Origin of the sequence: Flavobacterium sp., assembly GCF_027484705.1 — a bacterium.
GTDB lineage: Bacteria > Bacteroidota > Bacteroidia > Flavobacteriales > Flavobacteriaceae > Flavobacterium.
Map to the genome: position 1 here is coordinate 45,374 of NZ_JAIXSL010000003.1, position 13,750 is coordinate 59,123.

Below are 13,750 nucleotides of genomic sequence, written 5' to 3' on the forward strand. Positions count from 1 at the left end.
GTTTTAATCAAAGCTGACAACCGGAATACATTCATGAACGAAACATTAGCCAAATACCTTCCCGAGCACGCTGTAAAACCAGTGTTTGAGCTTATTGTTGCCCACGAAGTGCATCTCAAAATCGTCAACGAGCGCGTCACCCGTCATGGCGATTACCGTAAAGCGTTGAATGGTAAACACGAAATTACGGTCAATGCGAATCTCAACAAGTATAAATTCCTGATCACTTTAATCCATGAGATTTCGCACCTTGTCGCATTTGAAAAGTTCGGTAGGAACATCAAACCCCACGGCAGTGAGTGGAAGTATACGTTTCAAAGGTTGATGATTCCGTTCATACGCCCAGAGATTTTCCCGGGGCAATTGCTGCCTTTGCTCGCCAGACATTTCAAAAACCCGACGGCAAGCAGCGATGTCGATGCGACTTTATCGTTAGCCTTAAAACAGTTTGACCAACGCAATGATAAAAATTATATCTTTGAAATTCCTTACGGAAGCCGATTCCGGATTCATAACGGGAAGGTTTTTCAAAAAGGAGCTTTGCGCACCAAACGGTATGAATGTGTGGAGTTGAGCTCCGGAAGAATGTACCTTTTCAATCCGAATGCGGAAGTGGAATTGCTTGATTAATAAAAAGAATAGATTCGAATTAAAAAATCTCAGCGACATAGTATCTCAGCAACTTAAATACAAATGAACAAAAATTATTACGCCATATTGATGGCTGGCGGTGTAGGATCAAGATTCTGGCCAGTCAGTACTGCCGAATTCCCGAAACAGTTTCACGATATGTTGGGCGCAGGTGAAACCTTGATTCAGAAAACCTTCAGCCGGTTGTCGAAATTGATTCCGGTGGAAAACATTCTGATCCTGACCAACGAAAAATACAACCACATCGTGTTAGAGCAGTTGCCTTTGGTAAAACAGGAGCAAGTGTTACTCGAACCGGCCATGCGCAATACGGCGCCCTGCATTTTATACGCTTCGATGAAAATCAAAAAGCAAAATCCCGATGCAGTGATGGTCGTAGCGCCTAGTGATCACTGGATTGAAGACGAATTGCTTTTTGCCAGTAATCTGCAGCAGTGTTTCGATTTTTGCAGCAGTGAAAATGCTTTGATGACCTTAGGAATCCAGCCGACTTTCCCGAACACAGGTTTTGGTTACATCGAATTTGATAAAACCGACAATAACGCCATCAAAAAAGTAAACCAATTCCGTGAAAAACCGGATTACGAAACGGCAAAATCATTTTTAGAAAGTGGCAATTTTCTCTGGAATGGCGGTATTTTTATCTGGAGCGTCAAAGCGATTTCGGAGTCTTTTGAAAAATTTCAACCGCAGATGAACGCCTTGTTTTTAAAAGGTTGGGAAGCATACAATACAGAAGCTGAAAAAGAATTCATTGCCCAAAACTATGGTTTGGCTGAGAACATCTCAATCGATTATGCCGTGATGGAAAAGGCCAAAAATGTATACGTGCTTCCTGCGACTTTCGACTGGAATGATCTTGGCACTTGGGGTTCGCTGCACGAGAAACTCGATAAAGACGAAAATAATAATGCAGTGGTCAATGCGATGGTTTTCCTCGAGAATGCTTCGGACAACATCATTCGCTCGGATGCCAACAAACTTATTGTGATTGACGGGCTCACCGATTATATTATTGTCGATAATAAAGATACGCTGCTGATTTACCCTAAAAGTAAGGAACAGGAAATCAAAGGCATCGTGAGCCAATTGAAAAAATAAGCAGACAAGGCGGGGAGAAATCTCCGCTTTTTTTTCGAATACTCAGTCAAACCCGAGGAATACTAATTGGCAGTTTGTTCTTTCGACCAAACCCATTACTTTTAGTATGGCTTTTGGGAAATTGTGAGTCCATCGGTCATCATGTTGTTTTATTGATTAATTTAGGGAAATGTTTGTGTTTAATTTTAAGTCGGTCTAGCTATGATAAGAAAAATGCTTCAGGAAAAATTTTCTACAATTTTTATTTTTATAGCTTTCTTTTTGAGTCAGTCCGCTTTTTCGCAATTAAACAATTTTACGCTCACCGTCACTAAAACCAATGAAAGTTGCTCGGGCAATGGTAGCTTATCTTTTGTGGTCGGCAATCCTACGCCGGGCGCTACCTTCGTGTATTCCGTTTATTTGTTGCCCAACACAACCAACCCGATAGGCGTTACTTCCGCAAGCTCTATTACTGGCTTGGTCGCAGGCAATTATCGTGTCGTGGCTTTGCAATCTTTAGGGAATCTCTTTAATACACAACAACAGGATATCCTGATTTCAAATGTGATCAATCCTCTGGTTTTCCAGGTCAGCGGGCAACCCATTGATTGTGTGCATGGCACCATTACAGTCAATGTGACGCAAGGAAATCCCGCAACCTATGAAATTATTTCAGGACCGGTCATTGTGCCGCCTCAAACTTCAAGCACTTTTGTTGACTTGAGTGTAGGGCAGTATGTCGTGCGTGTTAATGATGTATGTGGCGACGGAATTGTCCAGACTTATAATCTTAGCGGCGTCAGTAACTTGAATATTTCCGGAATCTCACAATCGTGTGCTCCGGTAAGTTGTGGTTCTACTGGCGGCAGGATTACGATTTCAACAGCTGTGGGTTCTGCGATATATTATCCACTCGAAGTCGTGACGACCATTATTCCGCCCAACGGAGGTACGCCAACGATCGATACGCAAATCGTTACTTCGGGAACTACTAATCCTCCGCGTGCGTTTGTAGATTTAAATTTGCCGATTTTGAACGGATTGACTTATTCCTATACCGTTAAAGTCACCGATGCATGTCAAAATACGTTTCTATACAACGGGAGTAGCCTCATCAGAGAAAGCAGTATCGAGTTTCTCGTGACTCCTGAAGGTGATGGTTTATTGAGCCAATTGAATATCGATGCCTGCAATTTTGTACCGCCAATCACGGTTCATTTTATTGATGCACCCGTAGGTTTTGACCCTGCCTTGTTCAATCCACAGCACCCTGGACCTTTTTCAACAGTGCCTATTGTCTACAGTTCAACACCGGAACATCAGCTTCCTTTTGGCCATTATGAAGTGGAAGTAACCGACGCTTGTGGTATACCTGACACGGGAGAAGGAACATTGGCAGCGTGTCGTCCGGATATTTCTGCGACCCCAATCTGTTCGACTTTTGGGTTGGTGAAAATAAAAGTGATCAATACCGTTATTATTACTGCGGCACCTGCGGGATTTCCTTTTCCGTTGCCCTATGACGCCACTTCTCAGGTGGTAAACCATCAATTTTCGATTCAACTTGCTTTAGGAACCTATACTTTTGAAGGCATTGATGCATGTAACCAGCCTTACACAATTACTAGAACCTTAGATTTGGCTACATACACGATTACGGCTGATAACGAAGGTGGTTGTGAAGCAAACACAGGAAGCATAAGTATTAAATATGCCAATATAGGCCTTGAGCTTGCGATTGTCGGAGTAAGTATTATCGGAGCGCCACCGGCATTTGCGTATCCTTTGCCTTTTGATGCCTCATCCTATATCTTGCCTACTGCAGAAATCAAAGTGCTGATTAACGGATTGCCTGCCGGAGATTACGTCCTTCAGATTACCGATGTTTGTGGCAATCTGTATCCGTTATCGGTAACGGTGCCACAGATCATTTCTACAGCAATACCTACGGTAGGTTTTCTCAAAGGCTGTACTGATGGTTTCGGTTCGATGTTTATAGACACCCCAAACCGGAGGTTTTCACAAGTGATTATTACCAATGCGCCAACGGGCTTTAACCATACACTTCCTTATGATGTTTCGTTTAATATTAGCCCTCAAGGTAAGTTCTACATGAACAATTTGCCCGAAGGAACTTATAGTTTCCATACGCTTGATGTTTGTGGTATTGCCAATGATTTTCAAACATTCGTCCCGGGTTATCACGTTATTCAAAGCACAGCCACTATTGTGGAGAACTGCGGTTCTTTTAATCTGATATTGAATCACGTCATGGATCAGCCTTATTCTCAAAGTTTCTGGTTGCAACGGTGGGATCCCGTCACAAGCCAGTGGAAGCACCCTTTCACAGGAGTGCCTTTTTTAAATGGTGCTGTACCCAATGCGACCAATTCTTATCAGGTGTATAATTTTGCGACCAATTTCAATATCGCTTTGTATGGGAAATTTCGCGTCGTGAAAATAAACTCCATATACAGCAATGGCGATTCGGCGCTGACGACTTGTGCTACAGAAGTCATCAAGGAATTCGAATTTACCGGAGAGCTCAGGGTACTCAATGCAACAGGCGTGCTCTGCAACGATAGCAGTTACAATACATTTATTACCGTGGCTGGGGTTCCGCCTTTTACCTTTAAGATTACGACCAGAGACGGCAATCCTTTTTTGGTTGATAATGGGAACTCTAATTATTTTTCAAACTTAACCGCAGGGCTTTATAATTTCCAGATTGAAGACCATTGTGGCAATATCGTGAATCGGGTCTACGACATCGCGACCTTGCTTGAACCCGCTATATCACAAAGCAATTTATGCGACGGACAAAATGGCAAACTGATTGCACCCGCCGTTTCGTTTTTAAATTACCAATGGTGGAATGCCAATGCGCCGAGCGTGATTCTGAGTACGACCAGTACCTTAAATTTCACTCCATTTTATAGTAGTGTAAATTCAGGAACTTATTTCGTGAGGATATATTCGACTTCTACGTTGTCTTGCCTTGATAAAACCTTATCCTATGCGATTCCGACCACCAGTAACCCGCGTGCCGGAAATGATAATACTGTGACGTTGTGCGGGAATTCGACGTCCGTGAATCTGTTTACACTTTTGGCCGGAGTTTATGACACCACCGGATCTTGGGAGGAAATCACCAATAGCGGCATGCTTACCGGAGCCAACTGGAACCCGATGAGCATTCCATACGGTATTTACCGGTTTAAATACTTGGTCAATGGTTTTTGCAATGATTCCGATGAAGCCCTCATTACGATTGATCTGAAAGATATTCCGGACACACCTGTCATTACCTCTGATTCCTTTTTCTGTCTTAACCAGCCGCTTGAATTCCAAGTCAATCCGATTTTCAATGCGAGTTATCAGTGGTCGGGTCCGAATAATTTCGTGTCTAATGAACAGAATCCAACGATAGAGAATCCCACTTTGTCAGACTCGGGGTTATACACTGTTAAAGCTATAGTTAATGGCTGCGAATCGAGTAATTCGGTGACCGTCACGGGCCAGTCCGTACCAGATTTCAGTCTTAAAGGAGAATGTGCGGGAGCCATTTATACTATAACGGTAACTCCAACGAACAATTCCTTTGATGCGGGCAATGTCAGTTATTCCTGGACTGGGCCGAACAATTTTACAGCTTCAGTGAATCCCGTTGATGTTACGGGTCTCACGGCAGGGGACTATACTGTGAGCGTGACCAATACAGAAGGATGCTCGACGTCAAAAAGTATTCCGGTGGCCAATACTTTCTGTGGACAGGTGCAGCTCGGCATTTCGCCGAACGATGATGGTTATAACGAATCGTTCGATTTGACGGGTCTGGGAAAAGACATCAAGTTTGAAATTTTCAACCGCTATGGCACCATGGTTTACAAACAGGACGGTTATACCAACCAATGGCACGGACAGGATTATAAGAACCGCCAATTGCCCGATGCGACTTATTATTACTATATCAAATTAGGTTCAGGTGAAGAAAAAACGGGTTGGGTGTATGTGACGCGATAACATGTTTTCGTTTGAGATAAACCTCTCGTACTTTTTGAATCAATTCGAAAAATACACATAATCAACCAGCGTTTTATTGGAGGTTTATCAAAATCCCGCATTCGCTTTAATAATTGGATTCCTTAAGAGAATTGTTTTGCCAAAAAGTAACAGCCGCTATGAGAAAAGATTTGCATCAAAAATACTATTCCTTTATTGCAGTTTTAGTTTTTTTTCTCTTGACTCAAATTGCTTTTGCTCAATTACCCAATTTTACCCTTACCGTTACCAAAACTGACGAAAGTTGTACGGCCAATGGAACGTTGAATTTTTCCGTCACCAATACAGCAGACGGAGCCACGGTAGTTTATCAGATATTTCGATTGCCCGATGTGACCAATCCTATAACAGAAACCAATGCCAATTCGTTTGGCGGGCTTACAGCAGGGACCTATAAAGTGCTGGCAACCCAGTTTTTAGGCAATTTAAGTGCTTCGCAGCAGCAGACTGTTACTTTATTCAATACCATAGTGCCGCTAGATTATGATATCATCGGGCAGCCCGTTTCATGTGGTACTCTGGGCAGTATAACGGTGCATGTCACACAAGGGAATCCCGTCGCTTATGAAATCATTTCAGGACCCGTCATCATTCCGCCGCAATCGTCCCCAATTTTGTCTGGATTGCCGCTCGGGGAATATGACGTTCGCGTGATTGACAACTGTGGGGAAGGCGTGGTGCAAACTTATCGGATTTTGGAAGCGGCGTCAACATTGTATTTAAACATCGTTCATGAAGATCCAAACGGGTTCTGCAATTTGACGAGCTGTAACACGCGTATGGCCCACTTTGTCATAACACCACCATTAACGGGAGCTATTGTTTATCCGATTTTGGTTGAAATCACGGTATTTCCTCCCGATGGCAGCGCGCCATTTATAGCGAATCAGACCATTACAAGTGGAAATTCCCAGTATCTTGATGCCGTATTCGAAATTCCATATTTTGACGTGGATAATTATTTTGCGACCATTAAAGTTACGGATCAATGCGGGAATACTGCTATAGCGGATCATCTCCCAATATCAAATATTCGCAGAGCATTCATCTACGGACAGGACCCGAGGTCATGTTTAAATGAAATCAATGTCAGCGCTTGTGGTTTCTTACCGCCCTTCATGGTGGAGTTTTTAGAGGCTCCGGCAGGGTTTAATCCGATAACTTACAATCCGCTTCATCCGGGCCCCATGGATTTGATACATTATATTGCTACACCCAATAGTCAAATCCCTGAGGGTGATTATCTGATTAAAGTAACAGACCAATGTGGCCTAGTGTTGCAGGAGGTTTTTACTGTCGAAGATTCTAAAACCAGATACTTGCGTTTTCCAGGATATGAGGGTTGTGAATTTAACACTATTGTAGAAATCGGGCCTGGGGTTTTGCCAGCCACCGTAATTATTACGGGAGCACCTTCAGGATATCTTCATGACTTGCCCTATGATGTTTCGTTTAATATCTCACCGATAACTGGCGTTTTTTCTATGACTTTTAATGTGCCTGGAATTTATACGGTCACAGGAGTGAATGTTTGTGGTGATGTGTACACTTTAGAAATTGAAATTCCGGAATCTGATCTTTATCTCAAATGGGATGTCAACGTAAGTTATAATGGTTGTGCCAATAATGGGAATGCTATTTTTCTTGCCCTTAGAGATGATCAGGTTGAAAATCGGCCTCCTGCACCAGAATTATTGTCGGTATTTATCACACAAGCGCCACCAAATTTCGAACAACCTTTGCCTTATGATGTGTCTTTCACCATCAATGATACCACCCATTTATCAGCCAATATAGAACACTTGGTTCCCGGCGATTATACGATTCAGGTTACGGATGTATGCGGGCAAATATATATTCAGACAATCAATATTCCACCAACGCTTCCGCCGCCTCCTTCGGTCAGAAAATTAAACGGTTGTGATCTTGGCATGGGTTCGATAGCCATCAATTCTAGTTTTGACAGCACTTTGGTTTCGGTCATCATGCAGACGGCACCCTCGAATTTTACGCATAATATGCCCTATGATGTGGCTTTTAATATAGATCCGGTGGGTGGTTTTTCGATGAATACCTTACCCGCAGGAACCTATACTTTTTTTACACGAGACAGTTGCGGGAATGAAGCGTTGAGCGAGGTCATCATTGTTGGTTTGGCGATAGAGCTTGATTTATTTTCACTCAACGGTAACTGCGGTTCTTTTGACGTGAGTGTCTACCATCGCACCAACGATACTTTTCAGTTGGCTTTGTGGCTTCAGAAATTTAACCCCGTCACACAACAGTGGGGACATCCATACACGGGTTCCGCTTATGCTAATGGTTCAACACCTAATGCTACGAATTCGCTTTTGCTTCAAAATTACAGTACCAATTTTAATATAGCCGCGTTGGGCAGGTTTAGGATCATGAGAAGCAATTTAATATTTCCGAACGCAGCATCTTACACCTTTTTCGCCTGTAGAGAGGTCATCAGAGAGTTCGAATATACCGGAGAATTGAAGATTACCAATGCCAATACGATTCCTTGTAGTAATGGCAGTTATGGGGTTTTTGTGGAAGCTGAAGGCGTCGCTCCATTGGCCTATTCGATTACGAGTAAAGACGGACAGTCCTTTTTTATCGACAACGGCACCTCGAATACTTTCTCCGGACTGCAATCGGGAATTTACAATTTTCAAGTGCGCGACTGGTGTGGTAATATTGTCAACAGGCTTTTTGATATTACAACATTATCAGAACCCGCGGTTATTCCAAACCATCTGTGTGATGGGCAAAACGGCTACTTGTCTGTGGTAGCTTTTTCATTCTTTAATTACCAATGGTGGAAAGCCGATAACCCGAATCTGATATTGAGCAACACCAATACGTTGGCTTTTTCGCCTTTTTCCAATGCACTGTCGCCGGGAACTTATCACGTTAGGATTTATTCTACTTCCGGACTTACCTGCATTGATCGTGTGCTTACTTATATCGTCACAGTTCCATTGCTGCCTAATGCTGGGTTGGATGGTGAAAAAGATTTTTGTGGTGTTGTTGAGAATTTTGATTTGTTTACGCTATTAGGACAGCCTTACGATCTGAACGGCACTTGGAATCAGACCACTGCAGGCGGAGTATTGAATCAGAATTTATGGTCATCTTCCGGGGTTTCGACTGGCGATTACAGCTTCAATTATGTCGTTCATGATCTTTGCGGCAATACCGATACGGCCACAGTAGAATTGCATCTCAAAGAAATTCCGTCAAATCCCGTTGTACAGGCAGATTCCGGATTCTGCAATCTCGAAAGTATATCGTTTCAAGTAGATCCGATTCCGAATGCAACCTATTCCTGGACCGGTCCGAACGGATTTTTATCGCAGGAACAAAATCCAACAATAGAAAACAGCACGGCAGCCAATAGTGGAGAGTATACGGTTAAGGCTATTGTCGACGGCTGCGAATCAGCTTCTTCCGTTGAGGTTGTGTTACAGCCTTCGCCAGAATATATTATGGAACCTTCGTGCGTGAATGGTCAGTATACGATTACCGTCAGACCCAGCAACGGTACTTTTGAGGTGGATACAGCCACTTATTCCTGGACAGGTCCGGATCACTATACCAATAACCAAAACCCCATTCAGATCACGGATTTGCCTACAGGTTTTTATGAAGTTACCGTAACCAATGCCGAGGGTTGTCAAACCCACCAAGCACTTCAGGTTCCCGGCACAAAATGCATCATCCCTAATGTTATTTCGTCCAATAATGATTTGACCAACGATAGTTTTAACTTGACGGGATTGAACGTAAAAAGATTGGAAGTTTACAGCCGTTGGGGAAGATTGGTGTATGATCAGAATAACTATACCGACCAATGGCATGGGCAAAACAATAAGAATCAGCAATTGCCCGATTCTACGTATTATTATATCGCCTATATGTCTTCGGGTGAGGAAAAGCAGGGATGGGTATTTGTGACGTCGAGGTAGATTGGATTAACCTTTCAGGTAAGCCTCACGTACTTTTTTGAACAGGTTCGAAGAATACACAAAATCAACCACCGCTTTGTTGTCGGTTTTGAAGATTTCTTCTTTGGTGCCTTGCCAGGCTTTGAGTCCGTTTTTTAGGAAGACGATGTTTTCACCGATTTCCATCACGGAATTCATATCATGCGAATTGATGACGGTCGTGATGTTATATTCTTCGGTGATTTCCATTATTAGGTTGTCAATCAGAATCGATGTATTAGGATCGAGGCCCGAATTGGGTTCGTCACAAAACAAATACTTAGGATTGTTGACAATCGCGCGGGCAATCGCCACTCGTTTCTGCATGCCGCCTGAAATTTCTGAAGGCAGTTTTTTATTGGCATCGACAAGGTTGACGCGTTTGAGTACAAAATCAACACGATCCTGAATTTCTGATTTAGAATTGCTCGTGAACATCTTCAAAGGAAAGCCTACATTTTCTTCAACAGTCATCGAATCAAAAAGCGCGCTGCCCTGAAAAACCATTCCGATTTCGGTACGCAATTCTCTTTTTTCATCGGCCGACAGATCAGAATAAATCCTGCCATCGAAAGAAATCGTTCCTGCATCAGGCGTGTGAATTCCGAGCAAGCTTTTGAGCAATACCGTTTTACCGGAACCACTCTGACCGATGATGAGGTTGGTCTTGCCGGTTTCAAAAACCGTCGAAACACCTTTTAAGACTTTCGTGCCGCCAAATGATTTTTCAAGGTTCTTAACTTCTATCATGAGGTCAACAGTAATTGGGTTAGGATATAATTCATGGTGATGATCATCACGGAAGTCCAGACAAACGAAACAGTACTGGCTTTACCGACTTCGAGCGCGCCGCCTTTCATATAATAACCGTGAAAAGACGGAATCGTGGCTAGTAGCAAAGCAAACACAAATGTCTTGATGAAAGCATACGCAATATGAAACGGAATAAACTCTTTTTGCAATCCTCCAATAAATTCTTCACTTGACCCAAATCCGCCATAAACCGCAGCAATCCAACCGCCAAGAATACCCAGAAACATGCTAATTCCGATGACAAAAGGGTAGAGTTGGAGCGCGATCAGTTTTGGGAAAACCAGATAATTCAACGAATTGACACCCATGACTTCAAGCGCATCGATTTGCTCGGTAACGCGCATCGTTCCTATACTTGAGGTGATGAACGAACCCATTTTTCCCGCCATAATGATCGAGATGAACGTTGGCGCAAATTCCAAAATGACAGACTGACGCGTCGCAAAACCAATAAGGTATTTCGGAATCAAAGGATTGGTGAGGTTTAAGGCCGTTTGAATCGCCACAACGCCACCCACAAAAAACGAGATAAAAGCCACGATGCCCAGAGAACCAATAATCAAATCATCAATTTCTTTGAAGATCAGGCTGCGCATCACCGACCATTTGGTAGGTTTGTTGAAAATCTCTTTCCACATCAGAAAGTACTTCCCGATCTGCGACAAATAACGGACTAACATCATAGTTTTGAAATATGCGCTAAAATAAGAAAAGTTATCGGTTGTCTGTTGTCGGTTTGGAGTTTTTTTAGGAGTTTGTTGGGCGTGACCACAAGGGTCGTGCTGTCCGCTAAAAGTCCTCGCCAAATTTCGTTGGCACTGCATTTGGCTGTGGGCTACCGCTGCCATCACTCACGCAGTATCGGTTACCGGAAAACTTTGTTTTTCATTTTCGCCAATCTATACGAGCGGATAAATTTTGCCTGTTCTTCCGTTACCAAAAGTGGTTTTTTCGCCGATTTCGCTTTCCAGAATCCGCGAATGTAGTCTAGGAACAATAATGGTTTTTTCTTCATCATCGCTAATTTTGCCGACGCTATGGTAGTGATCCAGAAACCGTAACCCAAACTATAAAAAGCTTCGCCTTGCTTGAACCTCGCGGTTTTGTTATAGCTGGCACCCGTAGGTTTGAGGTGTTTTACTTTTAAAGTTTCGTCGGTCACGACTTTCCAACCATAAAATTTCGCAAGCAATTCATCTACAGTATCCCAACCCATAGCAGGCTTCAGTCCGCCGATTTGTTCGAAACACGCCTTGCGATAAGCTTTGAAGGCGCCGCGGATGTGGTCTTTATCCGTGAGGTTTTCGAGAATCCATTGGTCATTTTTTTGGATGTACGCAAAACCGCCAACCATACCAATTTTAGAATCCGATTGAAAATGTGCAGCGATGGTTTCGAAATAATTCGCAGGCAAAATCAAGTCAGCGTCTAACTTTACGATGAAGTCATAATCGCCATCTAAAGTATCCAGACCTTTTTGGAAGGCGCGAATCACCTTGCTTCCAGGCTGATGTTCTGCCTCGGAAATGTTATTGACCAAACTCAGATTAGGATTTCTTTGTATGAACGAATTAACAATTTCTTCTGTTTCATCCGTAGAATGGTCATTGACCACAACAATTTTTCTGGCCGGTAATGTTTGCGCTTCGATGGATTGTAAAGTCAATGCAATATATTGTGCTTCGTTATGAGCCGGAATGATAAGGTAATAATGCATCAGGTATTGACTTTATTTAAGAGCCGTAAAATTATAAATTTGAACCATTAAAAAAGGGATTCCGTGAAGAAATCCCTTTTTTATATTGAGGTTAAGGCTTATTAGTTCGTATCGGCCACTGCTGATTTTTTCTTGATAAACGCTTCGATGTTGTCATAAACTACCGGAATGACTTCTTTTCCAGTTTTGTCGATGAATCCTAACTTCTCTCTGCGGTCTTTAACCAAGGCCCAGTTTTTTCTGACTTTGTCGAATTTTTCGATCTCTACATATTTTACAGGAACGATGATGTTGCCTTCTTTATCGAGAAAACCTTTCATTCCGTCAGCTTCTACAAGCATCCAGTCTTTGGCGTATTCTCCGAAACCACCGATTTTATCATAAATTGGTGGAACGATTTCTTTTCCTAAATCGTCAATGAAACCGTATTTGCCATCTTTTTGGACTAAAGCCCAGCCTTCATTTAAAGTGCTATAGTTGTTGATCACTTCGTATTTTGGCTCGACAATGATTTTTCCTTTTTTGTCGATAAATCCGTAGAGGTTGTTTAATCCGACTTTCGACCAATTCATGTGAACCTTATCGAAATCGTCAACGGAATTGTATTTCGCTGGGATAATCTCGACTCCGTTTTCGTTGATTACGCCAAATTTATCATCGGAACTGACAATAAATAATTTCTGACCGAATGAAACGGTACATAAAGCCAATGCTGCGTAGGTGTAGATTGCTTTCATAAAAATTGAATTTTTTGTTAATTGATTTTGTTTATTATTACCGGACAATGATACAACCATTTACCGATAAAAAGCAAATATAATCGACGAAATACACAATTTTCAAAAAAATAAAAATAAAAATCTTACAAAATCAAACGGCTGTATTTAACTTTAATTGTTATTTTCTTACCGCATAAACAATATAATATCTATTGGTTACCAATCTGAGTAAAGGCCTGATTCCTATTTGTTTCACCGGATTGGTCCATTGTTGGCGGTCGATAATTTTCCAGCCTGTTTTTTCCAATAGCCAATCGAGTTGCCAATCTTCAAATTCATGATAATGCCTGTCCCAAGGATCGGTTTTGCTGCGATATGCCGGCGAGAACCACAAACGCATCGGAATCGAAATGAAAAGTTTGTCCGATTGTATTTCTTTTAAAATGGTATATGGATTCAGCAAATGTTCGAAGATTTCAAAAGCAGTTACCACATCAGCAGCTTGCTTTTTGAAAACGGTTTGATTTTCATCCAAATCTTCACCGGTGGTATTGGTCACCTGAAAACCTTCTGATTTCATAATTTTAGAAAACGGATTTTCGACACCAAGATCCAGAATAGTTTCAGTAGTATCAATATGTTTTTTTAGAAATGCTAGGGTCAATTTGAATCTTTTGCTGGGAAAAGTGTTTTCGTACATCAGAGTAATGGTA

9 protein-coding genes are annotated in these 13,750 nt (G+C 42.2%); 4 read left to right on the forward strand and 5 right to left on the reverse strand.

What is annotated here, in order from left to right; all coding sequences use genetic code 11:
* Positions 1-33 precede the first annotated feature (33 nt).
* The 4 genes from Q0058_RS00580 (at position 34) to Q0058_RS00595 (ending at position 9,770) form a co-directional block, all read left to right on the forward strand.
* A complete protein-coding gene (locus tag Q0058_RS00580; RefSeq protein ID WP_298220618.1) occupies positions 34-630 on the forward strand; it encodes a SprT-like domain-containing protein in 597 nt (198 codons plus the stop codon).
* Between the two features lie 63 nt (positions 631-693).
* The gene (locus Q0058_RS00585) at positions 694-1,752 is read left to right on the forward strand and encodes a mannose-1-phosphate guanylyltransferase (RefSeq protein WP_298220620.1); all 1,059 of its coding nucleotides are present in this window, start codon (positions 694-696) and stop codon (positions 1,750-1,752) included.
* Positions 1,753-1,953: 201 nt separating this feature from the next.
* Positions 1,954-5,757: a gliding motility-associated C-terminal domain-containing protein gene (locus Q0058_RS00590; protein ID WP_298220622.1), complete on the forward strand. Its 3,804-nt coding sequence runs from the start codon at positions 1,954-1,956 to the stop codon at positions 5,755-5,757.
* 158 nt (positions 5,758-5,915) lie between these two features.
* The gene (locus tag Q0058_RS00595; RefSeq protein ID WP_298220624.1) at positions 5,916-9,770 is read left to right on the forward strand and encodes a gliding motility-associated C-terminal domain-containing protein; all 3,855 of its coding nucleotides are present in this window, start codon (positions 5,916-5,918) and stop codon (positions 9,768-9,770) included.
* A 6-nt stretch (positions 9,771-9,776) separates the two neighbouring features.
* Here Q0058_RS00595 and Q0058_RS00600 read toward each other — a convergent pair whose 3' ends face one another.
* The 5 genes from Q0058_RS00600 to Q0058_RS00620 all read right to left on the reverse strand — a co-directional run bounded on the left by Q0058_RS00600 (position 9,777) and on the right by Q0058_RS00620 (position 13,737).
* Positions 9,777-10,538, reverse strand: coding sequence for an ATP-binding cassette domain-containing protein (locus Q0058_RS00600; RefSeq protein ID WP_298220626.1), 762 nt, complete (start codon positions 10,536-10,538; stop codon positions 9,777-9,779).
* On the reverse strand, positions 10,535-11,284 hold the full coding sequence (locus Q0058_RS00605; protein ID WP_298220628.1) for an ABC transporter permease: 750 nt from the start codon (positions 11,282-11,284) through the stop codon (positions 10,535-10,537). The genes Q0058_RS00600 and Q0058_RS00605 overlap by 4 nt, the downstream gene beginning before the upstream one ends.
* A 182-nt stretch (positions 11,285-11,466) precedes the next feature.
* Positions 11,467-12,318 (reverse strand): glycosyltransferase family 2 protein, encoded by an 852-nt coding sequence (locus Q0058_RS00610; protein ID WP_298220630.1) that lies wholly within the window; start codon positions 12,316-12,318, stop codon positions 11,467-11,469.
* Between the two features lie 101 nt (positions 12,319-12,419).
* Positions 12,420-13,055 (reverse strand): WG repeat-containing protein, encoded by a 636-nt coding sequence (locus Q0058_RS00615; RefSeq protein ID WP_298220632.1) that lies wholly within the window; start codon positions 13,053-13,055, stop codon positions 12,420-12,422.
* Positions 13,056-13,215: 160 nt separating this feature from the next.
* Complete coding sequence (locus Q0058_RS00620) at positions 13,216-13,737, reverse strand: methyltransferase (protein ID WP_298220634.1); 522 nt, start codon at positions 13,735-13,737, stop codon at positions 13,216-13,218.
* Positions 13,738-13,750: the final 13 nt, after the last annotated feature.

What these genes read in the sequence shown, in the direction of transcription:
- Q0058_RS00580 (WP_298220618.1), top strand. Translation starts at nt 34, where the DNA reads ATGAACGAAACATTAGCCAAATACCTTCCCGAGCACGCTGTAAAACCA.
- Q0058_RS00585 (WP_298220620.1), top strand. Translation starts at nt 694, where the DNA reads ATGAACAAAAATTATTACGCCATATTGATGGCTGGCGGTGTAGGATCA.
- Q0058_RS00590 (WP_298220622.1), top strand. Translation starts at nt 1,954, where the DNA reads ATGATAAGAAAAATGCTTCAGGAAAAATTTTCTACAATTTTTATTTTT.
- Q0058_RS00595 (WP_298220624.1), top strand. Translation starts at nt 5,916, where the DNA reads ATGAGAAAAGATTTGCATCAAAAATACTATTCCTTTATTGCAGTTTTA.
- Q0058_RS00600 (WP_298220626.1), bottom strand. Translation starts at nt 10,538, where the DNA reads ATGATAGAAGTTAAGAACCTTGAAAAATCATTTGGCGGCACGAAAGTC.
- Q0058_RS00605 (WP_298220628.1), bottom strand. Translation starts at nt 11,284, where the DNA reads ATGATGTTAGTCCGTTATTTGTCGCAGATCGGGAAGTACTTTCTGATG.
- Q0058_RS00610 (WP_298220630.1), bottom strand. Translation starts at nt 12,318, where the DNA reads ATGCATTATTACCTTATCATTCCGGCTCATAACGAAGCACAATATATT.
- Q0058_RS00615 (WP_298220632.1), bottom strand. Translation starts at nt 13,055, where the DNA reads ATGAAAGCAATCTACACCTACGCAGCATTGGCTTTATGTACCGTTTCA.
- Q0058_RS00620 (WP_298220634.1), bottom strand. Translation starts at nt 13,737, where the DNA reads ATGTACGAAAACACTTTTCCCAGCAAAAGATTCAAATTGACCCTAGCA.